Source organism: Xanthomonas chitinilytica, from assembly GCF_026107455.2.
Classification (GTDB): domain Bacteria; phylum Pseudomonadota; class Gammaproteobacteria; order Xanthomonadales; family Xanthomonadaceae; genus Stenotrophomonas; species Stenotrophomonas chitinilytica.
The window spans coordinates 150234-169716 of sequence record NZ_JAPCHY010000009.1; the positions used below are offsets into that span (position 1 = coordinate 150234).

The window sequence follows — 19483 nt, forward strand, 5'->3', positions numbered from 1 at the left end:
GTGGCCAGCGGCCATCGCCAAACCCTGTGGAAACCGCGGGAATTTCTGGCTTTGCTGCGCTGCGTTCGGCGAAACTCGGCCCCTTTCCCAAACCACGACGACCCGCGAGGCCCGCATGCAATCCTGGCTCAGGCGCAAGTCCATCGACCAAGTCACCGTCCACGAAGCCGGCCGGCGCCTGGTTCCCTCCCTGAGCTGGCCGCACCTGATCGCACTGGGCATCGGCGCCATCGTCGGCACCGGCATCTACACCCTGATCGGCGTCGGCGCCGACAAGGCCGGCCCGGCGGTGCTGCTGTCCTTCGCCATCGCCGGCCTGGTCTGTGCCTGCGCGGCGCTGGCCTACGCCGAGCTGTCGACGATGATGCCGGCCGCCGGCAGCGCCTATACCTACAGCTACAGCGCGCTGGGCGAAACCATCGCCTGGGTGGTGGGCTGGAGCCTGATCCTGGAGTACTCGCTGGTGGTCAGCACCGTGGCGGTGGGCTGGTCGGGCTATTTCGTCGGCTTCCTGGAATGGATGCAGCAGCAGTTCGGCTGGAACGTCACCCTGCCCGCGGCGCTGGCCGCCGGCCCGCACGTGGAAGGCGGCTTCCTCAACGTGCCGGCGATCCTGATCACCTTCGCGGTGGCCGGGCTGCTGATGGCCGGCACCCGCGAGAGCGCCACGGTCAACGCGGTGCTGGTGGTGTTCAAGCTGATCGCCCTGGGGGTGTTCATCGCGGTGGCGCTGCCGGCCTTCGACCCGGCCAACCTGCAGCCGTTCATGCCCTACGGCTTCCCCAAGTCGATGGGAGCGGACGGCGTCGAGCGTGGGGTGATGGCGGCCGCGGCGATCATCTTCTTCGCCTTCTACGGCTTCGATGCGATCTCCACCGCCGCCGAGGAGACCAAGAACCCCGGCCGCGACCTGTCGATCGGCATCATCGGCTCGATGATCGGCTGCACCCTGATCTACATCCTGGTGGCGCTGGCCGCGGTGGGCGCGATGAGCTTCGCCGTGTTCGGCAAGAGCGCCGAGCCGCTGGCGCTGATCATGCGCGAGCTGGGCCACGGCACCGCGGCGCTGGTGATCGGCATCGTGGCGATCATCGCGCTGCCGACGGTGCTGCTGGCGTTCTTCTACGGCCAGAGCCGGATCTTCTTCGTGATGTCGCGCGACGGCCTGCTGCCGCGCGGGCTGTCCAAGGTGAACCCGCGCACCGGCACCCCGGTCACCATCACCGTGTTCACCGCGGTGCTGGTCGCCGCGCTGGCCGGCGTCGCCCGCCTGGACGAGATCGCCGCGCTGGCCAATGCCGGCACCCTGGCCGCGTTCACCGCGGTGGGCCTGTGCCTGCTGGTGCTGCGCCGGCGCGAACCGGGACGCGAGCGCAAGTTCCGCACGCCGCTGGCGTGGATCGTCGGCCCGATCGCGATCGGCGGCTGCCTGTACCTGTTCTTCAGCCTGCCGCGCAGCACCCAGCTGTGGTTCCTGGCCTGGAACGTGCTCGGGCTGGTGGTGTACGTGGCCTACAGCCGCCGCAACGCGGTGCTGGGCAGGAGCTGAGGCCAAACCCTGTTGGAAACGCAAAAGGCGGGCTTCGGCCCGCCTTTTGCGTTGCTGCGCTGTGCACCGCCGTTGTAGGAGCGACGTCAGTCGCGAGACCGGGGCAGCAACCGGCCACGGCGATGTCGACAACCTGGCCAACCCACGGCCGCTGTTCGGCATCGCCTCATATCAATGCGACCGCTGCGTCACGCGTCGCCGGCTTCGCGACTGACGTCGCTCCTACAGGACGGGTTTCACGGGCTGGTGTTGTGCTTGGCGGTGTAGGCCTGCGCCTGGCGCATCACCCGCAGCAGGTTGCCGCCCCAGATGCCGGCGATCTGCTGCTCGCTGTAACCCTTGCGCTGCAGCCAGGCGGTGATCTTCGGCAGGTCGCTCACGTCTTCCAGCCCGGTCACGCCGCCGCCGCCGTCCCAGTCCATGCCGATGCCGACGTGCTCGGGGCCGACCACGCCGAGGATGTGCTCCAGGTGCCGGAAGAAATCGTCCTGGGTCGCCTTGCGCACCGGATGCTGGCGGTCGATCTCGGCCATGCCCCGGGCCAGTTCCTCGCCGGCGGCCATGTCCATGTGCGTCCAGCCGCCCAGCCGCTTCTCCAGCGCGTCCTCGGCCGCCTTGCGCTCGGGCGTGGCCTGCGGATCGAGCAGGTAGCCGCCATAGGCGTTGACCTGGACCACGCCGCCCGCGGCCGCCAGCCGGCGCAGGCGCGCGTCGTCGAGGTTGCGCGGATGGTCGTACACCGCCTTGGCCGAGCTGTGCGAGAGCACGAACGGCACCGGCATGATCGCGATCAGGTCGTCGAACACCGCATCGGAGGCGTGCGACTGGTCGATGACGATGCCGCGCGCGACCGCATCGGCCACCAGCGCCTTGCCGGCCGGGCTCAGGCCGTTCCACTCGGCGCCCTCGGGATCGGTGGCCGAATCGCCGAAGCCGTTGTTGGCGAAGTGGGTGACGCTGAGCATGCGCAGCCCGGCCTGCTGGTAGTGGCTGAGCAGACTGGGATCGTGCTCCAGCGGGCTGGCGTTCTCCATGCTGATGAACACCACGCGCTTGCCGGCGGCCTTGATCCGCGCCGCATCGTCGGCGTTGAGCGCGAGTTCGAACTGCTCCGGGTGCGCGGCCAGCAGCCGGTGGATGTCCATCAGCCGCAGCAGGCCGGCATCGCGATCGGCGCGCAGGGTTTCCGGGGTGCGGTCGCCCTGGCCGGTGTAGATCACCCAGAAGCCGCCATCGAGCGCGCCTTCCCGCATCCGCGGCAGGTCCACCTGCGACAGCGCGTTGTGGTCGTGGCGGTGGCTGATGTCGAAATCGGGACGGGCGAAATTGGCCGGCGTGTCCAGGTGGCTGTCCAGGGTCAGCAGGCGTTGCTGCAGGGCCTTGGCGCGGGCCAGTTCGGCATCGGTGAAATCCACCGCCTGGGCGGACAACGGGGCGCACAGTGCCAACGCAAGCACCAGCGACAGGCGACGCAACGACATGCGGACCTCGGTATTCGGGGAAAGACCTCGACCATACCGCCACCGCGATGCAAAACGGTAGCACCGCGCGTCGGCCGGACCACGTTCGCGGGTCGCGGCCGGCTCCCGTCATTCTCCTTGTAGGAGCGACGTGAGTCGCGACAGGAGCTTGCGCAGGAACTCCTCCGGCTCTACCTGTGGTTGTGAGCAGCCGGGAAAGCCTCGTCGCGACTCACGTCGCTCCTACAAGGGGGTCCCAGGTTTGCTCAGTCCAGCACCCGGCAGAACACCGCCTTGAGGTAGCGCGACTCCTGCACGTGGGCCATGAACGGATGGTCCGGACCGGCGCCGGCCACCTTGAGGATCTGGATGGTGCGGCCGGAGAAGTACGCCGCCCGCCGCAGCATGTCCAGGAACTGCTCCTCGGACACCAGCCCGGTGCACGAGAACGTGGCGAACAGGCCACCGGGCTTGACCACGCCCAGCGCCAGCTTGTTCATGTCCAGGTACTTCTTCAGCGCGGTGATGACCTGGTCGCGGTCGCGGGTCATCTTGGCCGGGTCCAGGATCACCACGTCGAAGCGGTCGCCGCGGTTGGCGGCATCGCGCAGCCACGGGAAGATGTCCGACTGCACGAACTTCGGGCGCACGTTGTTCAGGCGCGCATTGCCCTTGGCGATGGCGATGACGTCTTCATCGATGTCGATGCCCAGCACGTCCGCAGCCCCGCGCGCGGCCGCGTACACCGCGAAGCCGCCGGTGTTGCAGCACAGGTCGAGCACCGTCTTGCCCTCGACCTGCTGGCTGAGCCACTGCCGGTTCTCGCGCTGGTCGGCGAAGAAGCCGGTCTTGTGCGCGCCGGCCGGGTCGGCGCGGAACTTCACCCCGTATTCGCTGATGATCGACGCTTCGGTGGTGGTATTGCCGTGGAAGTCGAAGCTTTCCTGCTTCTGCACGTGTTCGTCGGCGAAGCTGTGGAAACGGCAGCCGGGGAACTGCTCGCGCAGCGCGTCGTAGATCCATTCGCGGTGGCGGAACATGCCGGCGGCGAAGAACTCGACCACCACCAGGTCGCCGTAGCGGTCCACCACCAGCCCGGACAGGCCGTCGCCCTCGCTGTGCACCACGCGCCAGGCGTCGGACACCGCATCCAGCTTGAGCACGTCACGGCGCAGCGACACCGCCTGGGCGATCTTGCGCGCGAACCAGCCGGCGTCGACCGGCACCTCCTGGCGGGTCTCCAGGATGCGCACGGCGATGCGCGAATGGCCGTTGTAGAAGCCGCGGCCGATCCACTCCCCGTCCACGCCCACCACGTCGACGATGGCGCCGGGCTTGGGGCGGACGGTCGGCTTTTCGACCAGTTTCTGGAAGATCCACGGGTGGCTGGAGCGCCAGGCGTTCTTGAGACGCACAACAGGAAGGGGGGTATTCATGGCCGTCATTGTATCCGCCGCATGCCCCCGGGCCGGAGACCCGGATTTGACCGCAGCCGGCCACGGCCGCAGAATCGCCGCCAGAAGGGGAGTAGCTCCCATACGTTGTCGCCGTCAATTCGAGCCCGCAGGCTCCGGTGCAACGGCAGCCGGCCCGCCGGCTGCGAGCGAGACCTTCGCCGGCCCGGCGAAGCGTCTGCTCCCTGAATCCCCCGATTCTCCGTTGCAGATCCCTCGCCCTCCGGCTTGAGGCATCCATTTTCTCCGACGGGAATTCCCATGCAGACGATAGGAAACATGTGGTTGTGGGGCGGCTTCGCGATCGTGGTGATCGCCGCGCTGCTGGCGGACCTGGTGCTGATGCGCCATGGCGGGCCGCACAAGGTGACGTTCAAGGAAGCGCTGTGGTGGAGCGCGGGCTGGGTGCTGCTGGCGCTGAGCTTCAACGCCGGTCTGTGGTGGTACCTGAACGAGACCGCCGGCGCCGCGGTGGCCAACCGGGTGGGCCTGGAGTTCCTGACCGGCTACCTGATCGAAAAGGCGCTGGCGGTGGACAACATCTTCGTGTTCCTGCTGATCATGAGCTACTTCGCCGTGCCCGAGATCCAGCGCCAGCGGGTGCTGGTGATCGGCATCCTCGGCGCCATCGCGCTGCGCACGGTCATGATCTTCGCCGGGGTGGTGCTGCTGACCAAGTTCAGCTGGCTGCTGTACGTGTTCGGCGCGTTCCTGGTCTTCACCGGCTGGAAGATGTGGTTCGCCGCCGGCGAGGAACCCAGCCTGGACGGCAACCCCGCGCTGCGCTGGATGCGCGGGCACCTGCGCATCAGCCCGCAGTACAACGGCAACCGGATGATGGTGATGAAGGACGGGGTGAAGTACTTCACGCCGATGTTCGTGGTGCTGGTGCTGATCGCGGTGACCGACGTGATCTTCGCGGTGGACAGCATCCCGGCGATCTTCGCCATCACCACCGACCCGTTCATCGTGCTGACCTCCAACGTGTTCGCGGTGCTGGGCCTGCGCGCGATGTTCTTCCTGCTGGCCGGCATGGCCGACCGCTTCCACCTGCTGCCGTACGGACTGGCGCTGGTGCTGGGCTTCATCGGCTTCAAGATGCTGCTGGCCGGGGTGTTCCATATCCCGGTGCTGCTGTCGCTGGGCGTGGTGGCGGCGATCATCGGCGTCACCGTGGCGCTGAGCCTGGCGCGGCCGGCGCACCCGGACAAGGATGCCTGAACCGGCGAGCGGGGCGGATTGTCCCGTCCCGCGCACCGCATTCTCCCACCCCGGCGCCCTTGCAATCGGCGCCGGCACCGCTATCCACAAGTGCATGGACTCCTCGACGCACTCTTCGACCGCCACCGTTCCGCCCGCCCGCAGCGACCGCGCACGGGTGCTGCGCGCGTTCAACCTGAGCCTGGGCTTCGTGCTGGTGCTGGTGGCGACGTTCACCGCGCAAGGCTGGTTCGACTGGCGGCCCTGGGCGGTGGCGCCGCTGGAGACGGCCGGCCTGCAGGGCATCCTCGGCGCGCCGCTGCTGCACGGCTCGGTCGAGCACCTGGCCGCCAATGCGGTGGCGCTGCTGATCCTGGGCACGCTGGCCGGCAGCGTGTATCCGCGCGCCAGCCTGCGCGCGTTCCCGCTGCTGTGGCTGGGTTCGGGCCTGGGCGCATGGATGCTGGGCGATCCCGGCAGCCGTCACCTCGGCGCCAGCGGCATCACCCACGGGCTGATGTTCCTGGTGTTCGTGCTGGGCCTGCTGCGCCGCGACCGCGCGGCCATCGCCGCCGGCATGATCGGCCTGCTGTTCTACGGCGGCATGCTGATGACCGTGCTGCCGCACGAACCCGGCGTGTCCTGGCAATCGCACATGGGCGGCGCGGTGGCCGGCATCGTCGCCGCGCTGCTGTTCCGGCTGAGCGACCCGTTGCCGCCGCGCAGGCGCTACAGCTGGGAGGACGAAGAGGACGACGAACTGGACAGCGCCTCCGACGTCGACCCGGAACTGGAGCCGCCCTCCCCGCAGCAGGTGCCGGTGCTGTGGCAACGCGGACAGGAGCCGGAACGGCCGGTGGTGGTGCCGCTGCGTCCCCGGCCGCAGCCGGAGGACTGATCCCGCTCAGGGCGCGTCCAGCGCCTGTCGCCCCAGCGCCGGATCGTCGGCGAAGAAGCCATCGATGCCGGCGGCCAGGTAGGCGCGGATCTCGGCGATCGAGCCGGCCGGATTGCGCGCAGAATCATCGCCCTGGCGGAAATCGGCGGCCAGGTAGACGTTCTCCGGACGGAACGTATAGGCCACCACCATCAACCCGGCGGCATGGGCATCGGCCACCAGCGTGGTCGGCGCGGCGAGGCGTCCCTGCGCATCGAGCGGGATCACGCTGCGCATGTACGGGCCGATGCCGTCGGCGTAGCCGGCCACCTCGCGCAGGCCGGCGGCGGTCATCATCGCCGCATAGTCCTGCTGCGCATCGGCCGGCCGCTCCTGCGGTTCGCCCAGCAGCTGCAGCAGGCGGATGTTGGAATCGCGGCCGATGCGCTGGCGCAGGTAGCGCAGGTTGCCGACCTCGAACGACTGGATCGTGATCGGCGCCACGTTGGTGTACGAGTCCGCGCGCAGCGCCGCCAGCAGCGCGTCCTCCATCGGCAGCCCGATCGAACGGAAATGGCTGCCGTGCTTGATCTCCGGCGCCAGGCCGATGCCGCGCCCGGCGCGCGCCGCCTGCTGCACCAGGAAGGCGATGATCTCGTCCAGCGTGGCGATGCGGAACTGGCCGTCGAAGGCTGTGCCGCGCAGCTGCGGCAGGCGCTCGCGCGCGTACAGCGTCTTCAGCTCGGCCAGGGTGAAGTCCTCGGTGAACCAGCCTTCGATGCGCTCCCCATCGATCGTCTTCACGGTCTTGCGGTCGGCGAACTCCGGCCGCTGCGCGACATCGGTAGTGCTGCCGATCTCGTTCTCGTGGCGTGCCACCAGCACCCCGTCGCGGGTCATCACCAGGTCCGGCTCGATGTAGTCGGCGCCGTCGGCGATGGCCTGCGCGTAGGCTGCCAGGGTGTGCTCGGGCAACAGCGCGCTGGCGCCGCGATGGGCGTAGACGGCGGCCTTGCGGGCCGCGGGTAGCGCGTTCTCGGCACTCATCGCCAGCGATGGTGCCACGCCCAGCCCCAGCAGCACCGCCATTCCCAAACCTTTCAACACCGAACTTCCTCCTGATGCACCGCTGTCGCGCACGGCAGCGGCAATGAAACGAGGCGGTATTGTCCGGTGCGGATGTGACGGAGCGAAGAAAGCGGGTGGTGCGGGTACGCCGATTCCTTGCGGAAAACGTCCCTTCTTGTCGCGATCATCGAGCGGCGCTGGCGGAGGTAGTTACTTGCCGATGCAGAAGCTGGAGAAGATCCGCCCCAGCAGGTCGTCGGCGCTCATGCGGCCGGTGATTTCGCCGAGGGCGTCGTGGGCCAGGCGCAGTTCCTCGGCGGCCAGTTCCAGGTGTTCGTGCTCCAGTTCGGCGGCGGCCGCGGCGGCGTGTTCCAGCGCCTGGACGATGGCCTCGACGTGGCGCGCGCGCGCGGAGAACTCGCCGTCCACGCTTTCGCCGGCGCTGCCGCCGGCCAGTTCGCGCAGCCGCGCGTGCAGCGCCTCCAGGCCGTGGCCGGTGACCGCGGACACGAGCACCGCGTCGCCGGCGTCGGCCGGAACGGCCTGCAGCAGGTCGCACTTGTTGTGGATCCACAGCTGCTGCGGCACCTGCGCGACGGCATCGCCGACGGCGGCGCGGCCGGCCTGCGGATCGCGCGCGTCGAGCACGATGATCGCCAGGTCGGCGCGCTGCATTTCCTCGCGCGCGCGGCGCATGCCTTCGCGCTCGATGGCGTCGCCGCCTTCGCGCAGGCCGGCGGTGTCGACCAGGGTCAGTTCCAGGCCGTCGATGCGGATGGTCTCGCGCAGGGTGTCGCGGGTGGTGCCGGCGATGTCGGTGACGATGGCGCGTTCGCTGCCGGCCAGGGCGTTGAGCAGCGAGCTCTTGCCGGCGTTGGGCGGGCCGATCAGCACCGCGTGCAGGCCGTCGCGCAGCTTGCGGCCGCGCTCGGCATCCATGCGCAGCCGTTCCAGCGTCGCACGCGCCTGCTGCAGCCCGGCGTGCACCTGCGCACCGCCCAGCGTGTCCAGCGGTTCGTCGGCGAAGTCGATGGCCGCCTCGACATGGATGCGCAGCAGCACCAGTTGCTCGGCGGCTTCTTCCACCCGGCGCGAGAACACGCCGTCGAGCGAACGACGGGCGGCGCGGGCGGCGCGCACGTCGCCGGCGGCGATCAGATCGGCGATGGCCTCGGCCTGGGCCAGGTCGAGCTTGCCGTTGAGGAACGCCCGCTCGCTGAACTCGCCGGGCCGGGCCTGGCGTGCGCCCAGTTCGATGCAGCGCGCCAGCAGCTGCCGCAACACCACCGGGCTGCCGTGGCCCTGCAGTTCGACCACGTCCTCGCCGGTGAAGCTGTGCGGCCCGGGAAAGTACAGGGCCAGGCCATCGTCGATCACCTCGCCCTGCGCATCGCGGAAGCGCGCGTAATGCGCGTGGCGCGGCCGCAGGTCGGCGCAGCTCAGACCGCTGGCGATCCGCCGCGAAAGCGGGCCGGAGATGCGCAGCACGCCGACCCCTCCGGCCGCGGCGCCGCTGGCGATGGCAACGATGGTGTCGTTGGAGGTGGAGCTGTTCATGGCTTGGAACGCATCGGGGATTTCAGGGGGTGTCATCGGCGTGATCGAGGTGGTGCGAGGCGGTGCAGGTTCCGCCGAGGCCGGCCGTCCAGCCCTGGTCCGGTCGCGCGGAAATGCGCCTCCCGACGCACGACATGCGCTACAGCTTCTGCAATTGCGCGCGCGCCTGGTTGGCGCCGCTGCCCTGCGGTTGCAACTCCAGGTAGGTGGTATAGGCCTGCTTCGCCTTGTCGCGCTCGCCGGCATGGAAGTAGGCGTCGCCGAGGTTGAGGTAGGCCACCGCGCGCGAAGGGTCGATCTTCAGCGTGTTCTCCAGCCAGCGCGCCGCCTCGGCATAGCGCTGCTGGCGGTAGTAGACGAAGCCGAGGTTGTTCGCCGCCTGGGCGAAATCCGGGCGCAGCTTGAGCGCTTCGGTGAACTGCGCCACCGCGTCGTCGTAGCGCTTCTCGCGGTACAGCTGCAGGCCGCGGTCGTTGGCCTGCTGCGCACGCTGGCGGTCGGACACCGGCACCGCCGCCGGCAGCACCAGGGTGCTGCGGCCGCCCTGCAGGTCGGCCACGGTCACCGGTCGCGCGGCCTCGCCACCACTCTGTGCAGCGACCGGTTGCGCCGCTTCCACGCGGCCGTTGAGGGCGATGGCGTCGGCCGAGAGCTGTGCGGTGTCGGCGTTGAGGAACTCCTGGCTGTCCGGCACCTGGAACACGAACTCGCCGCCCTGCGAGCCGGGCAGGCTGCCGAACGCCGGCGTCTGCCGCGACACCGCCGAGACCGCCGGCGCCACGTAGGCGGCCAGTTCGGTGCCGGTGATCAGGCCGTCGCCGTTGAGGTCGCCCTTGCCCGACAGCGCCTGCAGCAGCACCCAGGTGAACACCGAGTGGCCGTTGGGGCCGCTGTCGGCCACCTGCTGGTCGGCGCCGCCGGCGGTGAGCATCTGCCGCGCGGTGCGGCGCGCGTTCTCGCGCAGGAATGCCGACGAGCCGGGGCCGCTGCGGGTCAGCCCCAGGCCGCTGTAGCAGGCGTCCATCACGAACAGCACGTGCTTGGCCTGCAGGCTCTCGGCGATGTTCTGGATATCGGTCATGGCGATCGCGTCGGTGGCGAACTCGCCCGGGTCCGAATCGGCCGGGATGATGTAGCCCAGGTCGCGGCCCGAGGCCAGCCGGCGGGTGGCGCCATGGCCGGCGAAGAACACGAACACGCGGTCGTTCTTCTGCGTGCGGCCATCGGCCAGGCGGTCGTGGAACGCGGCCAGGATGTTGTTGCGGGTGGCCTCGCGGTTCTTCAGCACGATCACCTGCGAGGACGGGAAGCCGAACTGCCCGGTCAGGGTGTCGGCGATGGCCTGCGCGTCGTGGCTGGCGTATTCCAGCTTCGGCCACTTGGCGTAGTCGTCGATGCCGATGACGATGGCCCACGACTTCTCGTAGCCGCTGGTGACCGTCGTATCCGTCGTGGCGGTGGCGCGCGCGCGGCTGACGCTGAAGTCGCGGCCGTTCCAGCCGGCGAACTGGTAGCCCTCGGCGATCAGCCGGTCCAGGATCCGCGGCAGCGCCTTGACCGCGCGGTCGTGGATGTCGTGGAACAGGATGATCCCGCGCTGCTCCTTCTCCACCTGGTCCAGCACGCGCTGCACGATCGATTCGGGCACCGGGTCGGCCCAGTCCATCGAGTCGATGTTCCACATGATCGACTTCAACCCGGCCTCGCCCAGCAGCTGCAGGCCCTCGGCGTTGCGGGCGCCGTAGGGGAAGCGGAACAGCGGCGCGCGCTTGTCGTCGATGTGGCGCAGCAGCGCATCGGTGCCCATCACCTGCTGCCGCAGGGCATCGCCGCTGGTGCGCGAGAGCTGGGCGTGGGTCAGGCTGTGGTTGCCCACCGCATAGCCGTCGGCCATCAACTGGCGGCTGATGCCGGCCATCGGCCCCAGCTTCACCGCGCCGTCGGCCTCCAGCGACCCCAGGTTGCGGCCGACCTCGAAGAACACGCCGGGCACGTCGTAGCGCTTGAGGATCGCCACGATCTCGTCGGTATGGGCGCGGTGCGGGCCGTCGTCGAAGGTCAGCACCACGGTCTTGCGCGGCAGGTCGCGGCCGAAGATCTCGCGCTCGCTGTCCTTCATCGACATCGGGTACGGCTCGATCACGCCGTAGTCGCGCAGGATCGCCTCGCGCTGGTAGAGCTTGCGCAGGTGCGCCACGTAGTCGTCCCACTTCTCGCGCTTGAGCTCGATCGCGCGGGTGCGGTCGAAGCGGCTGAAGATGCGGGTGATCTCCTGGTTGTAGTTGCGCTCGATCTCGTCCAGCGCGTCGAGGTCCTCGCCGATGCGCTGGTGCAGCTTCACCGCCGGCAGCGAGGAATCGGCGCCGACGCGCTCGTGCAGGTCGCGCAGCACCTCGCGGAACGCCAGGCGGTCGGCGTCGTACAGCTCGGGCGCCGATTCGATGTAGTCCAGCACCGCGCCGAGGGTGGCGAAGCGCTGCGGACGGCCGTTGCCGAGCACCGCGGCAAGTTGCTGCGAGAGCGCCTCGCGCTGCTCCAGCCCGTCGTGGAACAGCTGCTGGCCGACGTGCCCGGAAACGGCGCGGTCCTGTGCGCTCTGGCTCTGCGTCTCCTCGTCGGCCAGCAGCACGATGATGCGGCGGTAGTTGTCGAGCTGCTGGTGCAGCCCGGCCAGCACCGCGGCCGCGTCGGCATCCTCTTCGACGACCGCGGCCGGCTTCCCGCCCGCCGCTTCGCCGGGCATGTCCGCGGCCGGGCCGCGGCATCCCGCCAGTCCCAGCAACGACAGCAGAAGCAGGGGCAGCAGGGCTGGGCAGGAACGTACGCGACGGCGCATGGGCAGGCTCGTGTGCGGCAACGGAGGAATGCGGAGGAACGGTGCGGATGCCGGTCGATTCTATCGCCGCATGCGAAAGGCCCGCCTTGCGGCGGGCCTTCGTGCTTACTTGGCTTCGACCTTGGCCGGCAGATCCTGGCCGTGCTTCTTGGTCATCCACCACTGCTGCAGCAGGCCCAGGCCGCCGTTGACCACCCAGTACAGCACCAGGCCGGACGGCATGAAGGCCATCATCACGCCGAACACCAGCGGCATCAGCTGCATCATCTTCTGCTGCATCGGGTCCATGCCCGGCGCCGGGGTCAGCTTCTGCGTGGCCCACATCACCGCCACGTTGATCACCGGCAGGATGAAGTACGGATCGCGCGCGGTCAGGTCCTGGATCCAGCCGAACCACGGCGCCTGGCGCAGCTCCACCGATTCCACCAGCACCCAGTACAGCGCGAAGAAGATCGGCATCTGGATCAGGATCGGCAGGCAGCCGCCCATCGGGTTGATCTTTTCCTTCTTGTACAGCTCCATCATCGCGGTCTGGAACTTCTGGCGGTCGTCGCCATAGCGTTCCTTGAGCTGCGCGATGCGCGGCTGGAACTTGCGCATCTTGGCGCCGGACTTGTACTGCGCGGCCGACAGCGGGTACAGCACCAGCTTGAGCAGGATCACCAGGCCGATGATCGCCCAGCCCCAGTTCTGCACCAGCTTGTGCACCTGGTTCAGCACCCAGAACAGGCCCTGGCCGATCACCGCCATCAGCGAGAAGCGGCTGTAGTCGACCACGCGGTCCAGGCCCTTCACGTCTTCCTTGGCGATCTGGTCCACCAGCTTCGGGCCGACCCACAGCCGCGCCTCGGTCGACACCGTCTGCCCCGGGGCCACGGTGAAACCGGGGCCGCGGGCCTCGATCACGTGGCGCGGGCCGTTCTGCGCCAGCAGGTACAGCGAGGCCTGGTCGGCCTGCGGGATCCAGGCGGTGAAGAAGTGGTGCTGCAGCATCGCCAGCCAGCCGCCGGTGATGGTGCGGTTGAGATTGCCGTCATCCAGGAAGTCGGCGAACGCGCGGCGCTCGTAGCCGTCGGCCGGGCTGTACCAGGTGGCGCCGTTGAAGCTGAAGGAATCCGGGTTGGTCATGCCCTTCTTGATCGTCGGCGGCACCCGGTCCAGCTTGCGGAACACGTAGCCGTTCCAGGGCGCGCTGCCGCTGTTGGCCACCTCGTCCTTGACCCGGACGGCATAGTCGCCGCGGCTGACGGTGTAGGTACGGCGGATGCTGACGCCGTCCGGGCCGTCCCACACGAACGGGATCTGCAGTTCCTGCTGGCCGTCGCCCAGCGCCAGTTCGGTCGCCGGCTGCAGCAGCCGGAAGCCGGCCGCGCCCGGCACCGCCGAGCCGTTGCCGCTGGCCCAGCCGCTGGTGGCGCTGTACGGGTGGGCGGCGTTCTCGGTCAGCAGCTGCACCGGCGGGCTGCCGGCGTCCTTGGTCTGCGGGAACTGCAGCAGTTCGGCATCGAGCACGCTGCGGCCGTCCAGCACCAGGCGCAGCACGTCGGTGGTGACGGTGACCCGCGGTGCGCCGGCGGCGGCTTGCGCCACCTGCGCCGGTTCCGGCGTCGCCTGCCCCGGCACGGTGGCCTGCGGCACCTGCACGCCCGGCGCCAGGTCGGCGTCGTTGGCGGCGGGAATGGCCAGCTCGGGGGCGACGGTGGGCGCTTCCGGCGCGCTCTTCTCGCGGTTCCATTCCATCCACAGCAGCACCGCCACCATCAGCCAGGCAAAGATCAGGAATACGCGGGTCTGGTTCATCGTCAGGCAGGCTCGGCTCGGCCGGGACGGGGTCCGGGCGCGGTCAATGGAAAGGGTTCGGTGCCCTCGGGCGGCGGCATTGTGCCGTCCGCGCCCGGTGCGGGCAATGCGCCGGCGCGGCGCAGCAGGCGTTCGAAGGCCTGGCGGATCTGTTCGTTGCTGGCCTCACGGGCAGCGGCGCGGGCCACCACCACGTAATCGCCACCGGCCATCCACGGCCGGGCGTGGCGTGTGGCATTGCGCAGCACACGCTTGATGCGGTTGCGGCCCACTGCCCGCGGGTCGACCTTGCGCGAGACGGCCAGCCCCAGCCGCGCAGGCGTATCGCCTTTCAGCCAGTGCAGGGTCATCAGCGGGTCGGACACACGGCGTGCGCCGTCGAAGACCGTTGTATATTCGGCACGCGTACGAACCCGCGCAGAGCGAGGGAATCGCCTACGCGGGCCGGAACTGCTCACGATCTGAATTGCGGTTGCCGCACGGAGCGGCACAGCAATCAAGCGCTAAGGGTCTTGCGGCCCTTGGCGCGACGACGCGACAGGATCTTGCGGCCGTCAGCGGTCTTCATACGTGCGCGAAAGCCGTGATCGCGCTTGCGCTTGAGGTTGCTGGGTTGGAACGTGCGCTTGGTGGCCATGGGGGCACCTGTATGAATGGGACGGAAAGAACCGGAAATTCTATAGAGGTTCCCCCCCTGCGGTCAACTGTTGTCTCGTTGCCGGTTGTGCGGTGATGGCGGCGGCTTGTGGATGATCCTGTGAATAAACGCGGGACAAGCATTCCCGCCCCCGGCCGGCGGTGGTAGTCTGGCGCATCCATTTCCCCTGATTCCGGCTTGCGGCCCGGCGGCTTCGTGCGCCCTGTCGACAGCCCGAGAGCAATTATTCCCGATGGATGCCTGGCCCCGTTGTCTCGAACGTCTCGAGGCGGAATTCCCGCCCGAAGACGTCCACACCTGGTTGAAACCGCTGCAGGCCGATCAGCGCCCGGACAGCATGGTGCTGTACGCACCGAACGCCTTCATCGTCGAGCAGGTGCGCGAGCGCTACCTGCCGCGGATCAGCGAACTGCTGGCCCACTTCGCCGGCAGCAGCGAGGTCGCGCTGGAAATCGGCTCGCGGCCGCGGGCACCGGAACCGGCCCCCGCCGCGCCTGCCAATGGCACGGCGGCCGCTGCCGCCGCGCCGGTGGTGCCGTTCAACGGCAACATGGATTCGCACTACACCTTCGCCAACTTCGTCGAGGGCCGCAGCAACCAGCTGGGCCTGGCCGCGGCATTCCAGGCGGCGCAGAAGCCGGGCGACCGCGCGCACAACCCGCTGCTGCTGTACGGCGGCACCGGCCTGGGCAAGACCCACCTGATGTTTGCCGCCGGCAACGCGATGCGCCAGGCCAATCCGGCCGCCAAGGTGCTGTACCTGCGTTCGGAACAGTTCTTCAGCGCGATGATCCGGGCGCTGCAGGAAAAGACCATGGACCAGTTCAAGCGCCAGTTCCAGCAGGTGGACGCGCTGCTGATCGACGACATCCAGTTCTTCGCCGGCAAGGACCGCACCCAGGAAGAGTTCTTCCACACCTTCAACGCGCTGTTCGACGGCAAGCAGCAGATCATCCTGACCTGCGACCGCTACCCGCGCGAGGTCGAAGGGCTGGAAGCGCGGCTGAAGTCGCGTCTGGCCTGGGGCCTGTCGGTGGCGATCGAGCCGCCGGACTTCGAGACCCGCGCAGCGATCGTGCTGGCCAAGGCGCGCGAGCGCGGCGCCGAGATTCCCGACGACGTCGCCTTCCTGATCGCCAAGAAGATGCGCTCCAACGTGCGCGACCTCGAGGGCGCGCTCAACACCCTGACCGCGCGCGCCAACTTCACCGGCCGCGCCATCACCACCGAGTTCGCCCAGGAAACCCTGCGCGACCTGCTGCGCGCGCAGCAGCAGGCGATCAGCATCCCCAACATCCAGAAGACCGTGGCCGACTACTACGGCCTGCAGATCAAGGACCTGCTGTCCAAGCGCCGCACCCGCTCGCTGGCCCGGCCGCGCCAGGTCGCCATGGCCCTGACCAAGGAGCTGACCGAGCACAGCCTGCCGGAGATCGGCGACGCCTTCGCCGGCCGCGACCACACCACCGTGCTGCATGCCTGCCGCCAGATCCGCACCCTGATGGAGACCGACGGCAAGCTGCGCGAGGACTGGGACAAGCTGATCCGCAAGCTGAGCGAATGATGCACGCACGCCGCACAGGCGTCACCGGATAAAACGGTGCATCATTCGGGAAGAAATGCGGGAGAATCTGTGGATAAGAACGGCCGCCGCCACGGGGCGAAAACTATCCACAGCTTTTCCCACCGCTTGGGGGGCAGTAGTACAGAGGGTTTCGCGGCATAAAAACCCTTGTAATACAAATACTTGAATGTGTTTTGCACCAAATCTGGCGCTACCATCACCACCAAGCTTTTGATTTAACCCACATCTTTTAAAGCATAGGGGCACGGAACCACATGCGTTTCACACTGCAGCGCGAAGCCTTTCTCAAGCCGTTGGCGCAAGTCGTCAATGTGGTCGAACGCCGCCAGACCCTGCCGGTTCTGGCCAACTTCCTGGTCCAGGTACAGGACGGGCAGCTGTCGCTGACCGGTACCGACCTGGAAGTGGAAATGGTCTCGCGCATTGCAGTGGAGGATGCCCAGGACGGCGAAACCACGATTCCGGCGCGCAAGCTGTTCGAGATCATCCGTGCCCTGCCCGACGGCAGCCGCATCACCGTCTCGCAGAACGGCGACAAGATCACCGTGCAGGCCGGGCGCAGCCGCTTCACCCTGGCCACCCTGCCCGCCAACGACTTCCCGTCGGTCGACGAGGTCGAGGCCACCGAGCGGGTGGCGGTGCCGGAAGCCGGATTGAAGGAACTGATCGAGCGCACCGCGTTCGCGATGGCGCAGCAGGACGTGCGCTACTACCTCAACGGCCTGCTGTTCGACCTGCGCGACAAGACCCTGCGCTGCGTGGCCACCGATGGCCATCGCCTGGCGCTGTGCGAGACCGAGCTGGAGAACAGCGCCGGCGCCAAGCGCCAGATCATCGTGCCGCGCAAGGGCGTGACCGAGCTGCAGCGCCTGCTGGAAAGCGGCGATCGCGAGATCGAGCTGGAAGTCGGCCGCAGCCATGTGCGGATGAAGCGCGACGATGTCACCTTCACCTCGAAGCTGATCGATGGCCGCTTCCCGGACTACGAGGCGGTGATCCCGATCGGCGCCGATCGCGAGGTCAAGGTCGACCGCGAGGTGCTGCGCGCCGCGCTGCAGCGTGCGGCGATCCTGTCCAACGAGAAGTACCGCGGCGTGCGGGTGGAAGTGACCCCCGGCCAGTTGAAGATCAGCGCACACAATCCGGAGCAGGAAGAGGCGCAGGAAGAGATCGAGGCCGACACCACGGTCAGCGACCTGGCCATCGGCTTCAACGTCAACTACCTGCTGGACGCGCTGTCCGCGCTGCGCGACGAGCACGTGGTGATCCAGCTGCGCGATTCCAACTCCTCGGCGCTGGTACGCGAAGCCAGCAGCGAGAAGTCGCGCCACGTGGTGATGCCGCTGCGGCTGTGACCGGCCGCGTCGTGTTTCACGTGGAACACGGAATCGATGCAGCACAAGCCCGGCCATGGCCGGGCTTTTTGTTGTGCAGCGGAGGACGGTTGTGAAGCCTGGCCGGGTTCCGTAACCCGCGATCATTTTCCCGATGCCCGCTTGGGACATGTTCGCTCCCGGACACCCGCATTCTGGCCGGGCAGCTCGCGGGCGCAGGGTTGAACCCTGAGATGCATCAGGGGCATCCGGGTCGTGCCCTTCGAAGCGATGCCTGGTTGGGAGTACCAGTTCCCTGCGTTGCTCGTCCGATTTCAGGAACCGCGAGGATGCAGCATCCCGAGGTCTGCGGTGACGGCGACATGCTGCGGGGAGCGCGGCTTCGCTCGGGGCGGCTTCCGCCGTTGCATTCGATGAACGTCGGGCGCGGTTTTCCCCCTCAAGATCGCTCCGGATGGCGCAGGCGGAGTTCCTCTGCCAGAGGTTGCTGGGCGATCTGTTTCGGACCCTCTTGCCTGCGCTTTTCCCAGCTTCCAAAGCTCTTAAGATCAGTAAAAAATCAAAGGTTTGGTGGTGATGGTAGGGGTGGATTTCATGTAGAAATGCATTATGTGTATGTTTTAAAACGGTTTTTATGCGCTGAAACCCCCGGGAAAAGCCGGCTGCAAGCCCGGGAAAACCTGTGGACAACTTTATGGGCAAAGGAAGGTCGCTTTTCTGTCCACATCTTGTCCAGAGCTTGTGCTCCACCCTGCTGTTCAGGGGAGTTCCGCTCCGGAATCGCGCTTTCCCGGCGGATGGAGCGGAAGGCGGAGCGATCGCCGAGGTGGGTCCCTCCTGCCGGGCGCCGATGCTTTAAGCTGGCGGCCCGGCGCGGTTGTGCACGCTTGATGCGTGTTGCGCTTTTTCCTGCGACTCCATGCAAATCGTCCGTCTTGCCCTGCACCACCTGCGCCGCTTCGATTCGGAGGAACTGGCGCCGCAGCCGGGGATGAACCTGATTACCGGCGACAACGGTGCGGGAAAGACCAGCATCCTCGAAGCCCTGCACCTGATGGCCTACGGCCGCAGTTTCCGCGGCCGGGTGCGCGATGGGCTGGTACGGCAGGGCTGTGAGGCGCTGGAGATCTTCGTCGAATGGGACGAGAAGGCGGCTGCGGGCAACCCGCTGCGGCGGCGGGCCGGGCTCCGCCACAGTGGCCAGGACTGGAAAGGCCGGCTCGACGGCGAGGACGTCGCCCAGCTCGGCAACCTGTGCGCGGCGCTGGCGGTGGTGACCTTCGAACCGGGCAGCCACGCGCTGGTCAGTGGCGGCGGCGAACCCCGGCGGCGCTTCGTCGATTGGGGGTTGTTCCACGTGGAACCTGACTTCCTCGGTCTCTGGCGCCGCTACATGCGGGCGTTGAAGCAACGCAACGCCCTGCTGAAGCAAGGTGGTGCGGCCGCAGCGCTGGATGCCTGGGACCGGGAACTGGCCGAGGCCGGCGAGCCGCTGTCCTCGCGCCGGCAGCAGTACCTGGAGCGTCTGCAGGATCGCGCCGTCGACCTGGCCGCGGCGCTGGCACCGGGGCTGGGGCTGCAGTCGCTGGAGTTCCAGCCCGGCTGGCGCCGCAACGAGCTGCCGCTGGCCGATGCCCTGCTGTTGGCGCGCGAGCGCGACCGGCTGGCCGGCTACACCTCGGTCGGGCCGCACCGGGCCGACTGGAGCGTGGGGTTTGCCGGGCTTCCCGGCCGCGAGGCGCTGTCGCGCGGGCAGGCCAAGCTGACCGCGCTGGCCTGCCTGCTGGCCCAGGCCGAGGACTATGCCGCGCTGCGCGGGGAGTGGCCGGTCATCGCCCTGGATGACCTGGGCTCGGAGTTGGATCGCAATCACCAGCAGCGGGTGCTGCAGCGGTTGGCGGACAGTGCCGCACAGGTCTTCATCACCGCCACCGAAGTCCCCGCCGCGCTGCAGGCTGGACCCGCCAGGGTCGCCCGGTTCCACGTGGAACATGGGCGGATCTCGCGGCCGGAGTGACGGCCGCAGGGCGGGAGGGGGCCCGGCTGGTATAATTTTGACGCTATTCCCTATCCCTCGAAGCAGGGGCGGTCTTTCCGCCACTGCT

General features: G+C 68.4%; 14 protein-coding genes. 6 read left to right on the forward strand and 8 right to left on the reverse strand.

The genetic code is table 11. The features are described from left to right. Window positions 1-115: 115 nt before the first annotated feature. Window positions 116-1549 carry an amino acid permease gene (locus tag OK345_RS11625; RefSeq protein WP_265128141.1) on the forward strand — a complete coding sequence of 478 codons (1434 nt, stop codon included), beginning with the start codon at window positions 116-118 and terminating at the stop codon, window positions 1547-1549. 236 nt (window positions 1550-1785) lie between these two features. Here the strand turns inward: OK345_RS11625 and OK345_RS11630 are convergent, their stop codons facing one another. Beyond that, on the reverse strand, window positions 1786-3030 hold the full coding sequence (locus tag OK345_RS11630; RefSeq protein ID WP_265128142.1) for a dipeptidase: 1245 nt from the start codon (window positions 3028-3030) through the stop codon (window positions 1786-1788). A gap of 245 nt (window positions 3031-3275) precedes the next feature. Continuing rightward, a complete protein-coding gene (locus OK345_RS11635; RefSeq protein ID WP_265128143.1) occupies window positions 3276-4445 on the reverse strand; it encodes a class I SAM-dependent rRNA methyltransferase in 1170 nt (389 codons plus the stop codon). A 279-nt stretch (window positions 4446-4724) separates the two neighbouring features. Here OK345_RS11635 and OK345_RS11640 point away from each other — a divergent pair, with 279 nt between their 5' ends. Both OK345_RS11640 and OK345_RS11645 read left to right on the forward strand, forming a co-directional pair. Continuing rightward, window positions 4725-5684: a TerC family protein gene (locus OK345_RS11640; protein ID WP_265128144.1), complete on the forward strand. Its 960-nt coding sequence runs from the start codon at window positions 4725-4727 to the stop codon at window positions 5682-5684. Between the two features lie 94 nt (window positions 5685-5778). Beyond that, window positions 5779-6561, forward strand: a complete 783-nt coding sequence (locus OK345_RS11645) for a rhomboid family intramembrane serine protease (RefSeq protein ID WP_265128145.1) — start codon at window positions 5779-5781, stop codon at window positions 6559-6561. Between the two features lie 6 nt (window positions 6562-6567). Here OK345_RS11645 and OK345_RS11650 read toward each other — a convergent pair whose 3' ends face one another. The 6 genes from OK345_RS11650 to rpmH form a co-directional block, all read right to left on the reverse strand. Continuing rightward, entirely contained in the window at window positions 6568-7644 is a 1077-nt protein-coding gene (locus OK345_RS11650; RefSeq protein ID WP_265128146.1) for a glycerophosphodiester phosphodiesterase, read from the reverse strand. A gap of 174 nt (window positions 7645-7818) precedes the next feature. Beyond that, window positions 7819-9165: a tRNA uridine-5-carboxymethylaminomethyl(34) synthesis GTPase MnmE gene (gene mnmE / locus OK345_RS11655; protein WP_265128192.1), complete on the reverse strand. Its 1347-nt coding sequence runs from the start codon at window positions 9163-9165 to the stop codon at window positions 7819-7821. A 139-nt stretch (window positions 9166-9304) separates the two neighbouring features. Next, a complete protein-coding gene (locus OK345_RS11660; protein ID WP_425510967.1) occupies window positions 9305-11908 on the reverse strand; it encodes a polysaccharide deacetylase family protein in 2604 nt (867 codons plus the stop codon). A gap of 198 nt (window positions 11909-12106) precedes the next feature. Further along, on the reverse strand, window positions 12107-13801 hold the full coding sequence (gene yidC / locus OK345_RS11665) for a membrane protein insertase YidC (RefSeq protein WP_265128148.1): 1695 nt from the start codon (window positions 13799-13801) through the stop codon (window positions 12107-12109). A 2-nt stretch (window positions 13802-13803) separates the two neighbouring features. Further along, window positions 13804-14292, reverse strand: coding sequence for a ribonuclease P protein component (gene rnpA, locus OK345_RS11670; RefSeq protein ID WP_425510968.1), 489 nt, complete (start codon window positions 14290-14292; stop codon window positions 13804-13806). Between the two features lie 5 nt (window positions 14293-14297). Further along, the gene (rpmH, locus tag OK345_RS11675; protein WP_265128150.1) at window positions 14298-14438 is read right to left on the reverse strand and encodes a 50S ribosomal protein L34; all 141 of its coding nucleotides are present in this window, start codon (window positions 14436-14438) and stop codon (window positions 14298-14300) included. Window positions 14439-14691: 253 nt separating this feature from the next. Between rpmH and dnaA the strand changes: the two genes are divergently transcribed. The 3 genes from dnaA to recF all read left to right on the forward strand — a co-directional run bounded on the left by dnaA (window position 14692) and on the right by recF (window position 19395). Beyond that, on the forward strand, window positions 14692-16023 hold the full coding sequence (gene dnaA / locus OK345_RS11680; protein WP_265128151.1) for a chromosomal replication initiator protein DnaA: 1332 nt from the start codon (window positions 14692-14694) through the stop codon (window positions 16021-16023). A 275-nt stretch (window positions 16024-16298) separates the two neighbouring features. Beyond that, complete coding sequence (gene dnaN, locus OK345_RS11685) at window positions 16299-17399, forward strand: DNA polymerase III subunit beta (protein ID WP_265128152.1); 1101 nt, start codon at window positions 16299-16301, stop codon at window positions 17397-17399. Window positions 17400-18297: 898 nt separating this feature from the next. Continuing rightward, window positions 18298-19395 (forward strand): DNA replication/repair protein RecF, encoded by a 1098-nt coding sequence (gene recF, locus OK345_RS11690; protein WP_265128153.1) that lies wholly within the window; start codon window positions 18298-18300, stop codon window positions 19393-19395. Window positions 19396-19483: the final 88 nt, after the last annotated feature.